At 62.8% G+C, this 19,813-nt stretch carries 19 protein-coding genes; 3 read left to right on the top strand and 16 right to left on the bottom strand.

Features of this window, described 5'->3' with window-relative positions; all coding sequences use genetic code 11:
- Positions 1–32 precede the first annotated feature (32 nt).
- Positions 33–761, bottom strand: a complete 729-nt coding sequence (locus JOD47_RS08990; RefSeq protein ID WP_204533675.1) for a TetR/AcrR family transcriptional regulator — start codon at positions 759–761, stop codon at positions 33–35.
- A 66-nt stretch (positions 762–827) separates the two neighbouring features.
- Between JOD47_RS08990 and ptsP the strand changes: the two genes are divergently transcribed.
- Positions 828–2,513: a phosphoenolpyruvate--protein phosphotransferase gene (gene ptsP / locus JOD47_RS08985; protein ID WP_204533673.1), complete on the top strand. Its 1,686-nt coding sequence runs from the start codon at positions 828–830 to the stop codon at positions 2,511–2,513.
- 91 nt (positions 2,514–2,604) lie between these two features.
- Positions 2,605–2,823 (top strand): hypothetical protein, encoded by a 219-nt coding sequence (locus JOD47_RS08980; RefSeq protein WP_204533671.1) that lies wholly within the window; start codon positions 2,605–2,607, stop codon positions 2,821–2,823.
- A 29-nt stretch (positions 2,824–2,852) separates the two neighbouring features.
- On the opposite strand, the gene JOD47_RS08975 is transcribed toward JOD47_RS08980, so the two are convergent.
- The 13 genes from JOD47_RS08975 to JOD47_RS08915 are packed head-to-tail and all read right to left on the bottom strand — an operon-like array spanning position 2,853 to position 15,251.
- The gene (locus JOD47_RS08975; protein WP_204533669.1) at positions 2,853–3,260 is read right to left on the bottom strand and encodes a putative periplasmic lipoprotein; all 408 of its coding nucleotides are present in this window, start codon (positions 3,258–3,260) and stop codon (positions 2,853–2,855) included.
- Positions 3,257–4,162 carry a cytochrome c-type biogenesis protein CcmH gene (locus tag JOD47_RS08970; protein WP_204533667.1) on the bottom strand — a complete coding sequence of 302 codons (906 nt, stop codon included), beginning with the start codon at positions 4,160–4,162 and terminating at the stop codon, positions 3,257–3,259. The genes JOD47_RS08975 and JOD47_RS08970 overlap by 4 nt, the downstream gene beginning before the upstream one ends.
- A complete protein-coding gene (locus JOD47_RS08965) occupies positions 4,159–4,659 on the bottom strand; it encodes a TlpA family protein disulfide reductase (protein WP_204533666.1) in 501 nt (166 codons plus the stop codon). Before JOD47_RS08965 ends, JOD47_RS08970 begins: the two co-directional genes overlap by 4 nt.
- Entirely contained in the window at positions 4,656–6,593 is a 1,938-nt protein-coding gene (gene ccsA, locus JOD47_RS08960; RefSeq protein WP_204533665.1) for a cytochrome c biogenesis protein CcsA, read from the bottom strand. Before ccsA (JOD47_RS08960) ends, JOD47_RS08965 begins: the two co-directional genes overlap by 4 nt.
- A complete protein-coding gene (locus JOD47_RS08955; RefSeq protein WP_204533664.1) occupies positions 6,590–7,006 on the bottom strand; it encodes a cytochrome c maturation protein CcmE domain-containing protein in 417 nt (138 codons plus the stop codon). The genes ccsA (JOD47_RS08960) and JOD47_RS08955 overlap by 4 nt, the downstream gene beginning before the upstream one ends.
- A 25-nt stretch (positions 7,007–7,031) precedes the next feature.
- Positions 7,032–7,706 carry a cytochrome c biogenesis protein CcsA gene (ccsA, locus tag JOD47_RS08950; RefSeq protein WP_204533663.1) on the bottom strand — a complete coding sequence of 225 codons (675 nt, stop codon included), beginning with the start codon at positions 7,704–7,706 and terminating at the stop codon, positions 7,032–7,034.
- A 32-nt stretch (positions 7,707–7,738) separates the two neighbouring features.
- Entirely contained in the window at positions 7,739–8,110 is a 372-nt protein-coding gene (locus JOD47_RS08945) for a c-type cytochrome (protein ID WP_204533662.1), read from the bottom strand.
- A complete protein-coding gene (locus tag JOD47_RS08940; protein ID WP_204533661.1) occupies positions 8,107–8,526 on the bottom strand; it encodes a hypothetical protein in 420 nt (139 codons plus the stop codon). The genes JOD47_RS08945 and JOD47_RS08940 overlap by 4 nt, the downstream gene beginning before the upstream one ends.
- Before the next feature lies 1 nt (position 8,527).
- Positions 8,528–11,044: a cytochrome c oxidase subunit I gene (ctaD, locus tag JOD47_RS08935; RefSeq protein ID WP_204533659.1), complete on the bottom strand. Its 2,517-nt coding sequence runs from the start codon at positions 11,042–11,044 to the stop codon at positions 8,528–8,530.
- A gap of 2 nt (positions 11,045–11,046) precedes the next feature.
- A complete protein-coding gene (gene coxB, locus JOD47_RS08930) occupies positions 11,047–12,150 on the bottom strand; it encodes a cytochrome c oxidase subunit II (RefSeq protein ID WP_204533657.1) in 1,104 nt (367 codons plus the stop codon).
- A gap of 11 nt (positions 12,151–12,161) precedes the next feature.
- Complete coding sequence (locus tag JOD47_RS08925; protein ID WP_204533655.1) at positions 12,162–12,551, bottom strand: cupredoxin domain-containing protein; 390 nt, start codon at positions 12,549–12,551, stop codon at positions 12,162–12,164.
- Positions 12,548–14,320 (bottom strand): GMC family oxidoreductase, encoded by a 1,773-nt coding sequence (locus tag JOD47_RS08920; protein WP_204533654.1) that lies wholly within the window; start codon positions 14,318–14,320, stop codon positions 12,548–12,550. Before JOD47_RS08920 ends, JOD47_RS08925 begins: the two co-directional genes overlap by 4 nt.
- A gap of 1 nt (position 14,321) precedes the next feature.
- The gene (locus tag JOD47_RS08915; RefSeq protein ID WP_204533653.1) at positions 14,322–15,251 is read right to left on the bottom strand and encodes a gluconate 2-dehydrogenase subunit 3 family protein; all 930 of its coding nucleotides are present in this window, start codon (positions 15,249–15,251) and stop codon (positions 14,322–14,324) included.
- A 134-nt stretch (positions 15,252–15,385) separates the two neighbouring features.
- Between JOD47_RS08915 and JOD47_RS08910 the strand changes: the two genes are divergently transcribed.
- A complete protein-coding gene (locus JOD47_RS08910; protein WP_204533652.1) occupies positions 15,386–17,266 on the top strand; it encodes a bifunctional copper resistance protein CopD/cytochrome c oxidase assembly protein in 1,881 nt (626 codons plus the stop codon).
- A 5-nt stretch (positions 17,267–17,271) separates the two neighbouring features.
- Here the strand turns inward: JOD47_RS08910 and JOD47_RS08905 are convergent, their stop codons facing one another.
- Positions 17,272–18,405: a glutathione-independent formaldehyde dehydrogenase gene (locus tag JOD47_RS08905; RefSeq protein WP_204533651.1), complete on the bottom strand. Its 1,134-nt coding sequence runs from the start codon at positions 18,403–18,405 to the stop codon at positions 17,272–17,274.
- A 486-nt stretch (positions 18,406–18,891) separates the two neighbouring features.
- Positions 18,892–19,626 (bottom strand): GAF and ANTAR domain-containing protein, encoded by a 735-nt coding sequence (locus JOD47_RS08900; protein ID WP_204533650.1) that lies wholly within the window; start codon positions 19,624–19,626, stop codon positions 18,892–18,894.
- Positions 19,627–19,813: the final 187 nt, after the last annotated feature.

Raw genomic sequence — 19,813 nt, 5'->3', positions numbered from 1 at the left:
TCAGCGCAGGATGGTCCGATAGATGTGGAGCACTATGTGGTGGAACTGGTTGAGATCCGGTGGAGCCACTCAAGGAAGAGCTTGAGTTCGGAACTGGACAGCTGATCGGAGTGCGACGACTGCAGTGCTGCATTCAACGCAATCGCAGCCACCACGACCGACGACTTTCCGGAGGTTTCGTTCCCGTTCTGCTCCGCCTGATCCGAGGCCACCGCGAAGATCATGGCGTCCCGGGTCATGGTGGACAGATCGAGGTTCCGGTCAACGACAGCTTCTGCGATCAGCATGAGCGTTACTCCCACGTTGGCCGCCAGGATGCTCCTGGCCGCCTCCCGCGGCTGAACGCTCAACTGGCCGGCAGCAGCGGCCTTATTCAGCATCTCCTCCATGAGCGCCTCGGCATCTGCAACGATGGCCGGGCGGCTTTCCGGGCGGATATTGCCGAACATCACCAAATAGAGCTCCGGCTGGTTGAGCCCGAATTGCACGTGGTTGTCCCACATCCGCCGGATGTCCACCAGCGGCTGCCCGGACGGGGCGAAATCTCTCTCGCCCGCCACATACTCCTCGAAACCAGCTGAAACCACCGCATCGAACAGGCCCTCCTTGTCACCGAAGTGGTGATACAAGGTGGGCGCGCTTACCCCCGCCAACTGAGTGATCTGGCGGGTGGAGACGGGAGCTCCAGCAGAGTTGGCCAGCAGTTCTGCGGCTGCACGCAGCAGTCTCATCTTCGCCGGTGGCTGGCCTTCGAAACTCATGGCCGCTAGCCTAGCACCTATAGCAACGCTATATGAACTGCGTCACAAGGAAAACGAGGACCTCCAGTGCAGAACTTTCAAGGAGTAGGCGTCAGCCCGGGTCGAGTGATCGGACCGGTCCGCCAGATGCCCAAACCCGTCAGCGAACCTCCGGCCGGGGAACCGCTGCCCGACGGTGTCAGCGCCGAGGAGGCAACGGCGGAGCTGAAATTGGCAGCGACGGCGGTCCACGACGAACTCAAGGCGCGTGCCGAGCGCGCGTCAGGTGACGGCAAGGCGGTCCTCGAAGCAACGGCGCTGATGGCCAGGGACACGATGCTGCTCAAAGGCGCCGGAAAGCTGATCGCCAAGGGAGTCTCCAACCAGCGGGCCGTCTGGGAGTCCGCCGCCTCGGTCTCCGAAATGCTGCACAACCTCGGCGGGTACATGGCCGAACGCGCAACGGACGTCCTCGATGTCCGTGCCCGCATCGTCGCCGAGCTCCGCGGCCAGGCAGCGCCCGGCATCCCCGCCTCCGCCACACCGTTTGTCCTCGTCGCCGAGGACCTTGCGCCGGCCGACACCGCCACGCTGGATCCCGCCACCGTCCTCGCCCTCGTCACCTCGGGCGGCGGCCCCCAGTCGCACACCGCGATCATCGCCCGCTCCCTCGGACTGCCTGCCGTAGTGGCAGCGCCCGGTGTCGACGACCTGCCCGACGGCGCGGAAGTCTACGTCGACGGCGCGGCCGGCGCGCTGATCGTTGAGCCCGGGGATGCGGAACGCACCGCTGCTGCCGCGTGGGAGGAAACAGCTTCGCTGCTGGCTGACTTCGACGGCCAGGGCACGACGGCGGACGGCCACCTGGTGCCCCTCCTCGCCAATGTGGGAGGTGCGAAGGACGCGGTGGCGGCCGCGGCGCTCGGCGCCGAAGGAGTCGGCCTGTTCCGGACCGAGTTCTGTTTCCTCGAGCGGGACAGCGAGCCGACGGTCGACGAGCAGACCGCAGCCTATCAGGGCGTCTTCGACGCTTTTCCCGGCAAGAAGGTGGTCCTCCGTACGCTGGATGCCGGAGCGGACAAGCCGCTCCCCTTCCTCACTGACGCAACGGAGCCCAACCCGGCGCTCGGCGTCCGCGGCTACCGCACGGACCTCACCTCGCCAGGGGTGCTGCAGCGCCAGCTTGAGTCGATCGCGCGCGCTGCTGACCGGTCGGAAGCGGATGTGTGGGTCATGGCACCCATGATTTCGACGGCGGACGAGGCGGCGAAGTTCGCTTCCATGTGTGCCGACGCAGGTTTGAAGACGCCCGGCGTGATGGTGGAAGTGCCGTCTGCCGCGCTGACCGCGGATGCCATCCTCCGCGAAGTGTCCTTCGCGAGCCTCGGAACCAACGACCTCACGCAGTACGCCATGGCGGCGGATCGCCAGTTGGGCCCCCTTGCCGCGCTCAACACACCCTGGCAGCCGGCCGTGCTGCGGCTGATCCGCCTCTCAGCGGAAGGCGCTGCCACTGAAGGCAACGCGAAACCGGTGGGAGTCTGCGGTGAGGCGGCAGCGGATCCTGCCCTCGCCGTCGTACTGGTGGGTCTGGGCGTCACCACGCTGTCCATGACCGCTCGGTCCCTGGCCGCGGTGGCGGCCGTGCTCAAAACTGTGACGCTGGAGCAGGCGCAGGAACTGGCGCAGCTTGCGCTCTCCGCGCGCACCGCTGAAGATGCCCGGAGTGCCGTGCGCGGCAAGCTTCCGGTGCTGGAAGACCTCGGCCTCTGACCTGCCACCCTGCCCCGGCGGCGGTCTTGACGGGGACCGCCGCCGGGGCATAGGAATCAGATGTCACCTATTGCATACGCGAGGAGCGATCATGAGCGAAAGCACGTCGGACGAGCCGCAGGAGATCAACGAGGACCTGCCGGGTGCTCCGCCGGTTGATCCGGATGTACAGTCCGATCCCGCCGCCGACGCCAGCAACCAGGGCGACTGGACCGGCGAGGGTGGGGCAACGCCGTCGGGTGCTGCAACTGAGGCCGCGGATGATGACCGGCCGGCCAACGAGGAGGACGGGCAGGGCGGGGAAAGCTGACGACGCGGACGCGGATCTGCTCGCTCACCTCAACTGTTGTTTCGGCTGGTCTGAACGGACTCCCTGACCGGGATCGTCGTGCTCATTCCTTGGTCGTGGTGCCCGGTGAGCGTGCAGATGAGCTTCAGCTCTTCACCGGCACGCGCGGAGACTGAAAGTTGGTGCTCACCACCGGGAGGAAGAACGGGCGTAGCCCATTTACCTCCCTCGCCGATCACGATAAGGTCATGCCTGGTTGCCCCGGCGTTGGTCACAGTGATCACGACGGTCCCTTCAACGGCCTGCACCGGACCGGTTTCGATCGACCACTCAGTCAAACCGACGCTCAGCTCACTGCTTGGCTCCTGGAGTTCACCGCCGGTGCCGGACGTTGCGGCGCAACCTGCAAGCACCGCGCAGCACAGAAGCGCGCCGATTACGTTGAGCAACTGCCTCATGGGTTCACCTCCCGGACGGTTTCGATCAGTTTCCGGACATCATCCGCGGACGGATGACCGTCATTCAACACAAGGAAGCGTTCGAGCAGTTCCGCCCCGCCCGGATTCCCGCTTCGTGCCTGCAGCGTCCCGAGCAGCAGCAGCGACGGCGAATGGTCCGGCTTTTGTTGCAGGTTCCTCTCGAGGTGCGGCACAGCGGACTCGGGAGCCCCCGCACGCACGAGCGCCGAGGCCTCCAGATAGATGATTTCCACATTGTATGGATCAAGCCGCGCTGCCGTGGCGTACTGCACTGCGGCTTCACTATGCCTATCCTGCCTCTGGAGTTCGCGTCCGTAAGCGAGATGAAGGCTTATGTCTCCCGGCGCATCGGCAACAGCCTGGGACAGCAAAGATTCAGTGTTGTCAGTTGGCTCCGCTGACCCAGCCTGGAGAACGCTTCCTCCCTGGGGAATTCGCCACGCCAGTACCGCTGCGGCAATGGCCAGCACGGCGGCAAGAGGAATCCATCCTGACCGATTTCTAGCCTGCCGGAAAAGGCACCATGCCGCACATCCGATCAGCGACGCTGGAAGCAGCCACATCAACAGCCCCGTGCCTGCCATCGGTGGTTCAAGCAGCACGCCAGGCCCGTACCGGTCCGCGAACCACTGGCGGATCTCCTGTGGCGACTTACCCAGCTCAATCTGCTCCGAGATACTCATGCGCATCGCCGCAGCAACCGGAGCCGTCGAATCGGCTACGTCCTCGCCGATGCAGGTCAGGCATTTGAGGGTTTGGGCGACTTCCCGGGTGCGCTCCTCCAGGGATCGTTCGGGGGCGGTGAAACCCGCGAAGACAAGGCCGGCAAGGGCGAGCAGCCCTACGCAGCCAAGGGCCAGGCGATACCACGGGCGTGTCATCGCGCTACCTCCGGAATAACGACGTCGTCAATCCACTCCTGCGTCACCGCACCGAAGTGGCGGGCTACAACGGTGCCGTTCCGGTCAATGACGAAAGATTGCGGCAGCGCTGACACTCCCCAGTCAACCGCGATTGTGCCATCAGCGTCGACGACGCTGGGGAAGCTGGGCCGTTCCTCCTCGATGAACTGGTGGGCGGCGTCGGGGTTGTCGCGAAAGATCAAGCCGAGTACGAGGAGTTCGTCGGGGTCATACTGCTCATCGACGGCTGAGAGCACCGGCACTTCATCCCGGCAGGGGCCGCACCACGAAGCCCAGACCGACACGAGCACTACCGCACCTCGATGCTCCTCAACGTTCCACTGCCGCCCGGTCAGGTCAGGGCCGGCCAGTGAAGGCGCCGGATATGGATCCTGTTCCGGGACGCCGGTTGTGCAGGAGGTGCACAGGGAAATCAGCAACAGAGGGATCAGGGTGACAATTCTGCTGCGGCTCATGATCCCGCTCCCTTGGAAGCGTGCGGCTTCAAGGAGACTTCTGGTGGCGGACTGTTCTGCCTCCTGCGACTGCCCGGCAGCGCAGCCACGGCGGAGCCGGTCACCACCAGCAGCCCCGAAACCCAAAGCCAGGAGATGAGGGGGTTCACCGTCAGCCGCAGATGTGCGCTCCCTTCGGAAGGATCAACGTTGAGCAGGGTGACATAGACGTCCCGGAAAGGTTCGGATCTGATTGCCGGTCCGGCCAGAACCGTTCCCTGCTGTTCATACCAGCGCAATTGGGGTTCGACTATCCCCAGCGGTTTCTCGCCATCCCCCAGTAGAACGCTGGCTTCGGCAATGCTTCGGCGCCCGTCGTCGAAGCGTTCAACCGTGATGAGGGTGGCGCTGGTGCCCTGCGTTTGAAGGGACTCGCCGATAAGGACGGTCTGCTCCGTGGTGGTGGCCTGACCCCCGGCAACCACCGCAACTGCTCCTACTGCGAATCCAAAATGGGCGAGGAGGGCTCCGATCGACCGTAGGCTGCGCTTCGCTGGGGTGGAGCAGCGTCTCACCAGGTCGGCGATGACGAATCCCGCAATCCCGGATGCTATTGAGAGCCAGAGGTCACTTGTTGTGAAGGCAGTGATTGCGACCACCGCGGCAGAGCAGATGGCGGGCAGCTTCAGCGCCTGCACCAGCTCGGCCCGGCCGAGCTGACGCCAGCGCAGGAGCGGGGCAAGCGCCATGGACAGCAACAGCAGCAGCGCCAGCGGCGCGATGGTGCGTGCATACCAGGGCGGACCGACGGAAACCCGCTCTCCGGTCACCGCGAGCATGGCGGTGGGAACCACCGAACCCAGCAGGATGATTCCGGTGATCAGTACGAGCAGGATACGGTTCACCAGCACGGCGGTCTGGCGGCTGACCAGTGGGGCATCCGACATACTGCGCCGGAGAACCCTGCCGGCCCTTGCCGCGTTGATGATCCAGGCGCCTGCTGCCAGCGCCAGGATGAGGAGCAGTGCGGGGCCCAGTGGCGAAGTGCTGAAGGCATGGATGCTTTGAACGACGCCGGACCTCGTAAGAAAAGTGGCGAGCAGCACGAAAGAGAACGCTGCCCCTGCGAGCACGATGGACCACAGGTACCATCCCGCTGCTCGCGTACGTGGACCGATGGAGTGCAGGAGAGCCGTGGCCAGCAGCCACGGCATCAGGGACGCGTTCTCTACTGGGTCCCAAGCCCAGTACCCGCCCCACCCAAGGACGGCGTAAGACCACCATGCGCCAAGCAGAATCCCGGCAGTTAGTGGAATCCAGGATCCGACGGTCCAGGCGTACACGCTCCGCGCCCACAGTACGCTCGAGGAACGGTCGCGCGGCGCCGCGAAGGAGAGCGCAAACGGTACGGCCAGTCCAGCGAATCCCAAGTAGAGCAGCGGTGGGTGGATACCCATGGCCGGGTGGTCCTGCAGTAGTGGACTCGGGCTGCCGTTGAGCTCCCCTGTTGCGGCGAAGGGGTGGGCGATCAGAACAACCAGCCCGAAAGCAGCTACCAGCCCGCACAGCACCCCGCTCGCAATCGGATCATCCTGAGAACCGGACCGTGTCCGGCGGGCTATGAAAAGTACCATTACTGCTGCGAGGGTCAGCAGCCACAGCATCAACGACCCTTCCATGGCAGACCAGAGCGAGGTGAACCTGTAATAGGTGGGCAGCCCCGGTTCGGTGACGGTGGCAGGATAGTTCAGCCCGGTTCCGCCCTGGAGGAGGGCAAATTCCATCAGCGCAACGGCCCCGAGGATGAAGACGAGCGACAGATAGGAGGCCCCGCGGGCACCTGCACTCACGCGCGTTGCCTGAAACCTCTTTCGCGCGGCTGCCGCCCACAACAGCATGGCAACGAGGGCAGCCGCGAAGCTCAACACCAGCAGCCCGGTTCCAATAACGCTCACAGTGTTCCCTCAGCCGGGGCCCGGTATTCATTCGAGTGCCGCAGCAGCAACTCCTCACCCAACAGGACGCCGTCGGATCGCCACGTTCCTTCGATCACGGCGCCTTGGCCTTCCTGCACGATTGCCGGAAACCTGCCCTGGTACACCACGGTGATCTGCGTTGCGCCGTCGCTGAGAAGAAGGGTGGATTCGGCGTCTGATTGCTCGATCGATCCCGCAAGCACCAATCCTCCGACACGCACCGATTCGCTCGCTACGACGTCGTTGTGCACGATCTCGGTCGGTGTCCGGTAGTAGACCATGCCATCGCCGCCCGCAAGGCTGGCAACCATGGTCAGGGCACTGGTCGCAACCACCAGGATCACTGCGCTGATTTTGCGGCCGCGCGTCCATACGAAGCGCTTCCCGGTCATGCTGCGGCCGTGTCTGTAGAAAGCATCACTGAAGAGCACGCTCGCTCGTCGAGCCCCGGTGCAGCGCGCTGTGCTGGTTCACGTCAACTGACCCTTCAGCCAGCCCCCGGGTTCTCAGCGCGATGGCCATCAGGGCGAGCATCGTGAACGCCAGAACGGCGGCGCCCAGAGTGAACAGCATGGTGGCGTCCATCGGTGGATTCAGTTGCGGCGCGAGGATGGTGGGCGGCTGGTGAAGCGTGCGCCACCACAGGACGGAAAAATGCACGACCGGGACTATGGCGAAGCCGATGACACCGAGCACGGCCACGCCGGGCGCCCCGCGTTCCTCATCGGCAAGCGACCGGGCCGCCAGATAGATCGTGTACACCAACCCCATGGCCACCGTGCTCAGGACGCGCGCGTCCCAGGCCCACCAAGTTCCCCAGGTCAAGCCGCCCCACAGGCTGCCGGTCGCCAGCGTCAGCGCGGTCAATGCCAGTCCCACCTCAGCCGCGGCCCGCGCAACATCGCTTGACCGCCGAAACCGGGTGAACAGCACGCCCAAGCTGGCGAGCAAAACGATCAAAAAGCCCAGATAAGCCGTCCAGGCCGCAGGAACATGGAGGTACATCAGCCGCTGCGCGTTGCCCTGCACTACGTCCGGCGGAGCAATGAAGGCCCCGAAGAGCAGCGCTGTGAGGGCGACGACGGTTGTCACCGCTCCGAAGGCGAAACGCGCCCGGCGCCTCCTCACTGGTCGTACAGGAACGCTGCCATGTCCCTGGCGTCCTGTTCGGTCACGCCCAGATTCGGCATGACGGTTCCGGGCGCTATCTGATCTGGGGCGCGTAACCATTGCACCAACTCCTCAGGTCGGTTGGGAATCTGACCGGCGATGTAATGACGGCGGTCGAAACCGTCAAGATTCGGGGCTATGTCATCGTTGTCGACGCTGGCGACTCCCGGGATTGCGTGGCAGGAGGTGCAGCCGTAGAGCTGGACCGCTTCTTGCCCCCGTTCGGGATCCCCGCCTACGATCTGCCGCGGCTGTTGCGGCGGTTCGGCACAGCCTGCCACCACGACGGCGAGAAATAGGGCTACGACGGCGAATGACGGTTTCATGCTGCGCAAACCTCCAAGACCAGTGGATTGATCCCGATGAGAATGATGCCGAATGCAAACATGATTGCGAGCAGCGCACCGGTATAGCCAAGGAACGTGGCTGCGCCTGAACCATTGGATGCAGGGACGCGTCTGGCGGCAACGAAGCCCGCCAGACCAGCTGCAACGGTCACCAGCAAAAGCACTATGTTGAGGACGATGATCAGAACCCGCACAGTTTCCGTCGGGGCCGGAGCACCTGCACTCGCGGCGGCAGTACACACGAAGTCCTCGATGGCATAGGACAGCCCCAGGGACAGCAGCCATACGACCGGCGGCGTCAGAGCAGCAACAGTCGCGACCGGCAATGGTTCGCGCCACCGCTTGCCCTGCTCTCTGCGGCCCCTAACTGCAGTGGAGGTACCCTCGCGAGCCATCTCAAATCACCAGTAACGGCAATAGATCCGTGGTGACCCACACGATCACCCAGGTAAGCGCGCTGCAACCCCATACGATCGCGGCATGCTGCAGCAGGATGGCAGGGCGCCCGTCATGTTCGTGCCGCACGCGTGCAAGAAGTGCGACGCCGGTTGAACCGAGCGCGCCAACCGTGATCAATGTCTGGGCGGCCAGCAGGGTCCAGGCAGCTGAATCGTAAGCGTGTGCCATCGGATCCAGCCCGCTGCCGAACCAGGCGATTGGAAGCAAAGTCACCGCAACCAATCCGGAAGCCAGCGTAATGATCACCGCAAGAAATTGAGCCCTTCTCACCTTCGGATCCGTCCGGTGACGCTCGTCCCCGCCACGGCGGGAACCCCACCATGAGGCAGCCAGGCAGACAAGCAAAGCCAGCGCTATGAAGCTGAAAAGCACGGGCCGGCCAACCGCGCCGCCAAGAGGCCACACCGGCGCATTGACCTGAAGAAAGAGCGTTGAGGCGGCCAGGGTGCCGATGGCGACCAGGAAGATAATTCCCGTGGCAGCGGCAGCCCACCATCCGATGGATCGGGACCCCGGCGCCTCGAACGGGTACTTGCCTTCAAGCGGCTCGAGATTGTGTTGGAGGTGCTCGGCTTCATTCCGCCAGGCCCAGCCGGCAAATCCAATGACGGCGACAGCCACTCCAACGAACGCGAACGCATACCACTGCCCCAGCAGTGCGACAGCGATCAGGGCGAACCCGACCGCGGGCACCAGCGGCCAGATGGTGGGGCCCGGAATGAGGGCGGCGCCATCGGGTGTCGCGTTGATGACGGTGGTCATCGGGGTGGCACGGAAGTGCTGTGGCGCCCGATTGAACGCCGCGTCGATCGACTCTCTGTGTGGATGTTCACTCGGCGGGTCCCACCCCGGATGCCGGCTGTTCACCACCGGGATGGCGGGCCAGTTCTCCGACGAAGGCGGCGACGACGTCTGCCATTCAAGTGAGTCACCGCCCCAAGGGTCGTCCGCCGCCTGCCGACCGCGCAAGTGGGAATGAAGCAGGTTGACAGTCAGTACCAGTACCCCGCTGGCGAGGATGAACGCACCAACCGTGGACAGCAGGTTCACGGTGTCGAGGCCGAGTTCGCGCTCATAGGTGTATACCCGTCGGGGCATACCCCAGAGCCCGGTGAGGTGCATGGGAAAGAAGGTGACGTGAAACCCGATGAAGACGAGCCAGAAACTCAGATAGCCGGCCCGTGTGGAGTATTCCTTGCCGGTGAACTTGGCCCACCAGTGATGCAGTGCCGCGAAGACCGGGAAGAGCATTCCGCCGATCAGTACGTAGTGGAAGTGTGCAACCACGAAGTAGGTGTCGTGGACCTGCTGGTCAAACGCAACGGACGCCACCATGACGCCGGTAATCCCGCCGGCGACGAACGTCACCAGGAATCCCAGTGAATAGAGCATCGGCACGGTCAGCCTGGGCTTGCCCAACCAGAGGGTGGCAATCCAGGCGAACACCTGTAGCCCTGAAGCGAGAGTGATCGACATGCTTGCTGCCGTGAAGAATGAGAGTGTCAGGCTGGGCAGGCCGGTCGTATACATGTGGTGCACCCATAGCCCGAGGCTCATCACGGCCGTCGATGCGATAGCCACGACCACGAGCGCGTAAGCTGCGAGCGGATGCTTCGAATGGACCGGAATAATGTGGCTGATGATGGCTGCGCCCGGAAGGAACATCACATAGACCTCTGGGTGCCCGAAGATCCAGAACAGATGCTGCCAGAGCAGCGGACTGCCTCCTGCGGAGGTGTCGAAAAAGGCCGTACCAATAGTGCGGTCGAGCTCAAGCAGCACGGAGGCGACGATCAGCGGGATGAAGGCGACAATGATCATGAAGGCCACCGCGAGCATGGTCCACGCGAAGATCGGCATCTTGTTTAGAGACATGCCGGGGGCCCGGTTGCGCAGGATGGCCACGCCGATTTCTATCGCTGCGCCGACAGCGGCCAGCTCTGCAAGCGTCAGTCCGAAAAGCCAGAAGTCCATCGCTTGATCGGAAAATTCCGGCCCGCTTAGCGGCACGTAGGCAAACCAGCCGGCGTCCGGCACCAATGCGAAGAGGTAGCTCGAGTACAGGATGATGCCACCGAGGAGATAGCACCAATAGTTGAACGCGTTGTATCGCGGAAACGGCAGGTCCCTGCAGCCGATCATGAGCGGCAGCATGTAGCTGGCCAGGCCCTCGAGGAACGGCACCGCAAACAGGAACATCATGGTTGTTCCATGCATGGTGAAAAGCTGGTTGTAGGTCTCCGCGCTGAGGAAAGTGTTTTCAGCTTCTGACAGCTGCACGCGCATGAACAGTGCCTGCAGCCCTCCGACCAGGAACAGCACGAAGGCGGTGACCATGTACCGCACGCCGACGTTCTTGTGCTGAACGACGCTGAAGAAGCCCCGCAGGCCCGGTGGGTTGGACCAGATCTGGTCGAAGCTGTCCTTGGACAGCGGCTGGGTCGAGGCCGCCATCGCTACTCCAGGCTTTCGAGATAGGTCAGGAGCGCCTGTAATTCGTCTCCGTCAAGGTCTGTTCCGGGCATCAGTGCACCCGGCTTGATGGACTGGGGGTTCAGAATCCACCCGGCGAGATTGCCCCGGTCATTCGGCAGTACGCCCGCGGCAAGGGTTTCCCTGCTGGCGAGGTGCGTCAGATCCGGCCCCGCCTCGCCGGCGGCCGCTGTGCCGTTGATGGCGTGACAGTAGACGCAGGAGGAAGACATGAACACTTCGCGGCCCCGCGCGAGTACTTCACTTTCCTCCACCAGCGGTGGTTCGTCCGTCTTGGCAGTTGGAAGGGTGGGCGGCTCGGCTGTTTCCCGCTGAGCCGAGATCCAGCCCGAGAATTCCTCCGGTTGATGCGCTACCACAACAAACCGCATCTTTGCGTGCTGCTCGCCGCAGTACTCCGAGCATTGGCCCCAGTAGATGCCCGGCTCGTCCGCTTCGAGCCAGATGGAGTTGGACCGCCCGGGAATCATGTCCATTTTTCCGCTGAGCTCCGGCACCCAGAAACTGTGGATGACGTCACTGGAGTTCACCTGCAGCTCCACGCGCTCCCCGACCGGGATGTGGATCTCGTTCGCGGTGATGACGTCAAGTCCGGGGTAACGCACTTCCCACCAGTACTGATGCCCGGTCACCTCCACGACAGTGCCGTCGCCCGCCTCGTTCGGATCGATATCCCGGAGGACAATGGTGGAAACGGCAGTCACGATCAGGATGACGACGGCGGGAACGATCGCCCCGGCGAAAGCAACGATCCAGAGGGTCTGTGCCTTGTTTCCGCGGCTACGAGCCCAGGAAGGCCCCTCGCCGGTTGCTCCGTAGCTGTCCTCGCCCTCGGTCGTCTGGTCAACGTCCTCGCGGCTCCGCCGCCGCACAACCGCAACAATGGTGGCTACGGTGACGAGGATCCACACGATGCTGCCCAAAATCAGCATCAGAAGCCAGAGACCGTGGACGGACTCCGCACGCGGCCCTTCCGGGTTGAGGATCGACTGTTGCTGGCGAGCGCCATCACATGCTGTCAAAAACACCAGCAGGTAAAGCGAGGCTGCCAGGGTTCGAACGTTCAACCAGGCCAGCCTCATGGCGACTCGACCCGGATAGTGCCGTAGCTGCGCTGTCCGTCGCCCTGTTTGGTCCAGTACAGATAGTTCCCTTCGACGTCGAGCGTCTGCGCGAAAGTTCCACCCGGTCTCAGCAGTGCCGGCTCCCACGGTTGAAAGCCTTCCGGCACCGCCGGTTCGCTGGCGATGACGGACCTGTCCGTCGTGACGACATGCTGCCAGGCGCCTTCATTGCGCCACCGCACTTCTGTTCCGGGCGGAACCACCACGGTTGCTGGTTCGAACATGCCGCCGTCAGGTCCGTCGTCGTAAATTTGGACGAGGGCTGTCGACGCACCGCCGCCGGCGCTGCAACCGGTCAGAGTCATGGCCAGGAAAGCGGCGGACAGCAGGCGGCCGGCCCTCATGTGAGCAGCTCCCCCGGCGCTTTGAAGTAACGGTCGCGAATGGCTTCCGCTGCCCGGTATGCCAGTGCGCCGACTGTGCCGCTGGGATTGGCGCCGGGGTTCTGCGGAAAAAGTGCAGCACCTGTGACGAACACGTTGGGCGTGTCCCAGACCTGGCCGTAGCCGTTGGTCACGCTGTTCCCGGGGTCGGTCCCCATGATGCAACCGCCAGTGGCGTGGGTGCTTTGGTAGACGTCGTAGCGGTAAGGCGCAAGTTGCCGCGTGACGGTGGTGCGGTCCGCTCCCATCGCCTTGATCATCTCCTCACTGCGGTTCGCGAGGAAGCGGTACATGTTCCGCTCGTTCTCACGCCAGTCGAACGTGATGCGCAACAGCGGAAGCCCCCAGGCATCGGTGAAACGAGGATCAAGGTCGCAGAAATTGCCCTCGTAGGCAGGGCTTTCGCCCTCGATGCCGATGCTCCCGACGCTGTCCCAGCTCGATCCGAGGGTCTGTTTCCACTCTGCTCCCCAGCGCCGGTCGGTGAGGCCCTCGAGCAAATTCTGAGCCGAGCTGATCGGCTCACGCTGTCCCGCGGACGGATACATCCTTGCGCCGCCGATGAAGTCAACATCCGAGTGATCGAAGTTGTCGGCGTTGTAGTCGAAAACCTGCGGGATGGTGCAGCCGTTACCCATATAGAAGTTGAACCGTTCGTTCTCCCACAAACCGCTGGCAGGGTTCTGGGCCAGCTGATAGGTGTAGTTGCGGCCAACGCGACCACGGTCATTGCCGACGCCGTCCGGATGGGCCTTGCTGCGTGAGAGAAGCAGGTTGCGTATGTTCTCCAGTGTGTAGGCCGAAGTGATGACCAGCTCCGCCGGCTGGAAGAATTCGTTCCCATCTGCGTTCACGTAGCGCACGCCGGTCGCACGGCCGTCGTCGTCGGTTTCGATGCCGATCACATGCGAACGGGTGCGGACCTCATAGCGGCCGGTATCCAGCGCCGGCGGTAACCATGTTGTGAGCGGGCTGGTTTTGGCGCCGACTTCACATCCGTATCTGGTGCAGAAGCCACAGTAGAGGCAGCCTGCCCGGACGTTGCCGAATGGATCGGTGTAACCCTGGGACAGAATGCCCGACGGCGTGGGGAAGGGGTGCAGACCCAGCCCTTGCACCGCTTCGTGGAACAGATTGCCGAAGGCGCTCTGTGCCAGCGGAGGATTCGGATAGGGCCGCTGCCGCGGTCCTTCGAAGGGGTTGCCTCCCTCGAGGATCCGGCCGTTGAGGTTTCCTGCCTGACCCGAAACTCCCATGTCGTACTCGAGAGCATCATAGTGGCGCTCAAGGTCCAGGTAGCTGAATGGCCAGTCCTGGACGGTCATCTCATCCGGGATCTTGTCCGCTCCATAGCGCTCGATGTGATGCGTCCGGTAGGCGAAATCGCTCGGTAGGAAACGCCAGGTCAGGGCCGTCCAGTGCACCATCGACCCGCCGAGCCCCTGACCGGGGTTGAAACTGCCGTACTGGCGCATCGGTAAGGCCGGAGCGTTCTCGTTCGGGCGCCAGGTCCAGGAGACCTGGTTGAGGTCCTGCATCAGTTCGTACCGGTTGTTGAAACGGAGCGAGTCGTGGTTGTGGGCGAAATCCGGGTAGGTCCACCGGGCTGCACCCTGCTCAAGGGAAACCATGGTGTGGCTGGTGGATGGCAGGATCAGGGCAGCGAGAATGGACGCTGTCATGCCTCCACCGATCGTGACAATGTCTACCGGATCGTTCTGCACCACCATCTCAACCGTCCCTCACGCCGCTGCGGGGCTGTTCGAGTGCCTCGGGCACTTCATGGGCGTGTCTATCAGGGTTCATCGGGGTCAGGCCATCCAGTGGCTGCGGATTGCGTCTCGTCCCGATCAGCATCTCCTGCGGCGAATAGGCGCGCTGGGGACCGGGATAACCGATCAGCGTCCACCCGACCAGATCCTTGTTCCCGCCGTACAGCGGATCCGAGAACATCCCCTCGATGGTGTCTGTCCGCAGCGTGCTGAAGAACCCTCCTGCACCGGATCCTCCGAATGCCGCGGTGGCAGCTCCCTCCTCTGCTTGCTCACTGCCTTCGGCGTCGCCTTCTGCGCGTTGCTGGATGGTATCGAGCACTTCGAGAATGGAGTCTTGTTCCTCAGCAGCGAGGTCGGCGAACTCACTGCCGTATCTGGAAACCGCGTAGTCATTGAGTGATTGCAGGCCGTCCCGATACTCAGTCTGTGGAGTTACACCGGACTGATACCCGTATCGGTACAGCTGATCCTCGGGAACCACGAGGTCGCCGTCGGCTGTGCTTTCGAAAGTGCCGCCGTCGACCACCTCGACGAAAGGTCCCTGAATGAAGGTCGGTTCAGCGAACGATTCAAAGGACGCCAGTTTCGCGTCGATGTAGAACGGCACCCCCGCCTCGATGGCGCCGGGATCGGACTCGTCACCGGGGATAAGCCGTGCGGTGATCGCTTCGACCGTCCGCGCCTCGGATGCTGTGAAGAAACGGTAGGCAGGTACGCCCGTCTGTTCCGGGGGCGCTGGGGGGAGGAATTGCTGGGGAGGCGGCCGGGTTTCGGTACCCGCAGTGCACTGCACGAGGAGGAAGCCGCCGAAGAGGGAACCTGAGCTGATGAATGCGCGCCTCGAAATTTTCCGGCCCGGTGGTGCGGCTTCTTCCGGTTCGGCCATCAGCCATCCCCTTCATCGAGTCGATCTTTCACGATTCGCGCGATACCTCAGTTAGCTTACTGTTTCCTGATAAGGGCATCAACCTTCCCTCCGAAAGGCTGCGCATGTACTCCGCCTGGAAACGCGCGAGCAGAATGCTGTTGAAACAGCGGCGCCATGCCCGCCGCTGGATCCTGCTGGGATTGCTCACCGGCGTCCTTCTTGCGGCGCTGCTTCCAGTAGTGACGACGTCAGCACCGGGCAGCGACGCCGCCCTCGGCAACTATGTAATCCCTGCGACGCGCTTCATTCTGCATGCGTCTCTCCTTACCGCAGTTGGTCTCCTGACGACCGTCTTTCTTCTGCCCTCCACGCACCGAGGCGACGATGCAGTCGTCACCCTGTCTAACGGCGCCGCGGCGACGGCGGCGTTCTCGTGCCTCACATCACTGATATTGCTGGTATTGATGCTGAGCAACGTGCTTGGGCCCCCTCTAACCGATGCCGTCAACCTGGAAACGATGCAGCAATTCCTCAGGGAGTTGCCGTCGGCGTCGGTGCTCCTCATTCAGGCCGTACTGCTGGCCACCGCTTCCCTGTGTGCCTGGAAAATCCGAGCCAGGCGGGGAGTGCACACCGCACTTTTCCTTGCGATGGCCGGGGCGGCTACCCTTGCACTGGGCGGACACTCAGCAGCAGCACCCAACCACGTCCTGGCCACCCTCAGCTTGATCGGGCACATAGCGGCAGCCGCACTCTGGGCCGGAGGACTGCTGGGGCTCGCATGTCTCGCGTATTTAGGCCCTGGCCTCCTGCGACCGGCCATCCCGCGCTTCAGCTCGGTCGCGCTATGGTGCGTCATCGTTGTCGGGATCAGCGGGACCACCAACGCAGTGCTGCGGGTTGGTTCCCTGGAGGGGCTGTTCAGCTCCAGCTACGGCTCGATCCTACTGCTGAAAATCAGCGCCTTCCTGGTGCTCATCGCCTTTGGCGTCATTCATCGCCGCCGTCTGATTACGGAGCCACTCACCACCCGGCGGAAGTTTCTTCGCCTGGTGGTTGCTGAACTGGCTGTGATGGCCGTGGCGTTTGGCCTGGCCGCCGCGCTTTCTCAGGCCAACCCACCTGCGGCGCACGGTTCGGTCCCCGACCTCGCACCAGCGCAAGCGCCAACCTTCCTCCGGCTGTTTGGCACATTTCATCTGGACGCTTTCGGCTTACTGACCGCTTTGACCGCCAGTGCGCTCTATCTGGCTGCCGTCATAAGGCTTCGACGCCGGGGCGACAAGTGGCCTATGCGGCGAACCGTGGCGTTCTCCTGCGGAATTGTATTTCTGGTTGTGGTCACCTGCACAGGAGTGGGGCGCTATGCCCTCGCAACATTCAGCATGCACATGGTGCAGCACATGGCGTTGAACATGGTTGCACCGCTTTTCCTGCTGCTAGGGGCACCGATGACTCTTGCACTGCGGGCGCTTCGGCCACCCGCCCGGAAAGCACTGCTGAAGGCAATCGAGTCCACTCCTGTCCGGCTCGTCACACACCCGATTATCACGACGGCAGTCTTCATCACCAGCCTGTATGCGCTCTACTTCACGCCGCTCTTTGAACTGGCAATGAGCAACCATTGGGGGCATCTGGCGATGCAGGCTCATTTCCTGCTCTCAGGCCTGCTCTTCTTCTGGTTTATCCTCGGCATTGATCCCGGTCCTCGAAAAATCAGCTACGCCCCCAGGGTTCCTCTCCTGCTTCTGGTGATGCTGGCGCACACAGTCTTCGCAATGGTGCTGGTGTTCGGCAACTCAGTGCTGGGAGGCGGTTACTTCGCGAAGCTGGAGATACGGTGGCGGCCCTCCTTGCTGGAGGATCAGGCCCTTGGTGGTGCACTGGCATGGCTGTTGGGCGAGTTGACGACGGTTGCCGTCCTGGCCTGGATCATTCTTCACTGGTTTGCGGCGGCGGACCGCTCGGATCGCGCTGCTCTCCGGGGTGATAGATACCGCGCGGCCAAAGTGGACGTCAAGCCAAACCCATGACCGTTTCAGGGGTGGAGGAGGACCTTGGTATATCCGTCTTCGCGCTTGTCGAACTTCGCGTACGCATCAACTGCGTCGTCGAGGGAAACCTCGTGGGAAACGATCCAGGACGGCTTGGACTTGCCCCGGATGATGAGGTCACGCAGTTCCCGGTTGTATTTCTTCACCGGGCACTGCCCACCCATCAAACTGATGCCCTTGGTAAAGGCTGCGCCGTAATTGAAAGCAATGCGTCCTTGCTTGGCCAGATCGTTGGTGGCGCCGGGGTCTTCCGGAACATAGACTCCGACGACTCCGATATGCCCGGTGGCACGGACCACTTTCACGAGGTTGTCGAGCACCATTTCCGGATGTTCCTCGCCGGTGTGGTCGTGTGCCTGATAGCCGACGGCTTCAATTCCGCAATCGGCCCCGAACCCGTCGGTTCCTTCCATGATCGCTTCGGTGGGATCCGTGTCGGCGAAGTTGATCGGGGTTGCACCGATCTCTTCGGCGAGGGCGAGCCTGTCGGGTTCCTTGTCCACAATGAACACCTGGGAGGCGCCTTTGAGGAAGGCGCTGTGGGCTGCCATGAGGCCGACCGGGCCGGCACCGAAGACCGCGACGGACTTCCCGGGCGCGACCATCGCCATTTCAGCGCCGTGGTACCCGGTGGGAAGGATGTCCGAGAGCATGGTGAAATCAGATTCATTCTCCTTACCCTCGGGAAGCTTCAGGAGATTGAAGTCGGCCCACGGTACGCGCAACAGCTCGGCCTGGCCGCCCCAGTAGGGGCCCATCATCGGGTACCCGTATCCGGCGCCCGGCTGGCCCGAGGGGTTGGCGCGCAGGCAGGCGGAGGTGTATCCGTTGTTGCAGTTGCGGCAGGTGCCGCAGGCGAGATTGAAAGGAACGGATACCCGATCGCCGACGCTGATGCGATCCACGCCTGGTCCGACTTCTTCAACGATTCCCATGTTCTCGTGGCCCAGGACCATGCCTGCGTCCAGATCCGCCCGACCTTCATACGGGTGCAGGTCCGAACCGCAGATATTGGCGGTGGTGATGCGGATGACGGCATCGAGTGGTCCCTCGATTTTCGGGTCCGCGACGTTTTCCACGCTCAGTTCGTAGGGGGCCTTGAAGACTACTGCTTTCATTGCTTGCTCCTTCTCGTCGTGAACTGTGGGTATCGCAGCCGATCCGGGACCGGGGGGCGGGAATCGCGCGAACATGGCAACTTTTCGAAAGACAGCGGACAAAGCTGGACGTCAGCCCAACACAGCGTCAGCGGACTCATCAGCGCCTTCTATGAGAAAACTGTAAGCATGCTGAGCAATATTAATCTAGAGCCCCTCCGGAAACCGCCGCTCCTGGGGCACGCTTCGCTTCAGCAGTCCCGCCCCTACATGTGGAACCAAGCCGCGATGAACTTCCTTTCCAATTAGGCCCCGAAGGAGCGGTCACCTGCAGAAAGGCGCATCAGGGCCCGCCACTTGGAACTGGCCACAGGTTTGTCCTGTGACCAGTTCTGTACAGGGCTGACTGCTCAACCCTGCCACTTACGATTAAAGCCAATTGCGATTAGGAAGTGGTGTTACTCGGAGGTCGAATGAACCTTCCGGGGGTACCCGCGCTCGATGTTGTCAGTGGTCGAAGTGTGTTGCGGGCTGCGAGTTTGCGTTGGCGCCGGCGACGATCTGTCCGGCGAGGTCACGTAGTTTGATGTTGCGGTGTGAGGAGGCTTTCCTCAGGATCGTGAACGCTTCGGTTTGGGTGCACCGGTTTTGGCACATGACAATGCCGATCGCGATGTCGATGGGGGTGCGTGATTCCATCGCCGTTATCAGGTCGTTGGCGCGCTCACTGTGTTGGGCGATCCGCACCGCCAGGCGGAGAGACCGGGAGGCTTCACTGGCATAGGCGTTTGCTCGTTCTATCGCTTCGTTAGTGAATTTGTGCGCGGTGGCTGAGTACACGTTAAGAGCCGCCTTCGCATCGCCAGCCAGGTCGAAGGGGACAGCGAGGATCGAGTGCAACCCGTGCTCGGAGATGGCCGCGACATATTCCGGCCAGCGCTCTTCCCGGCGTACGTCCGGGACTTCGACGGTGAGTTGCTCACGTGCGGAGGTCAGACAAGGCCCGTCGTCGAAGCTGTACTGAATTTCGTCCATCTTGCGGGCGTATTCGCTGCTACTGGCCACGGTTGCGGCTTTCCGATCGCGTAGCAAGGTGATGCCGCAGAGCACCTCTTCCCCGTCGCTGAGTGAGCGCACCGCATGCTGGCAGAGCTCATCGAGGAATTGGATCACGTCCGAGAAATCCAGGACGGCGTCTTGGAGATCGTCGTTGGTGCGCGCATCGGTGAGATCGCTGCTCATTGCAGGTGCCCCGGTTCTGTCGTGCCAGATCGGCATCAAGGGATGATTTCCATGCCCGGAGCACCAGCAGGCATGCTAAGGGGATGAAAAACTAGCAACCATGTCGGCGTAGCTAGAGGCGGCCGTCTGCTAAACCTAACCGCTAGCCTACCGGCTCACCCCCGGTCACTGGCGCACGCGTATTAAG

The sequence above is a fragment of the Arthrobacter tumbae genome (assembly GCF_016907495.1).
Taxonomy (GTDB): domain Bacteria; phylum Actinomycetota; class Actinomycetes; order Actinomycetales; family Micrococcaceae; genus Arthrobacter_D; species Arthrobacter_D tumbae.
The sequence above is the reverse complement of the archived record's forward strand: the minus strand, read 5'-3'. Positions and strand labels throughout refer to the sequence as shown.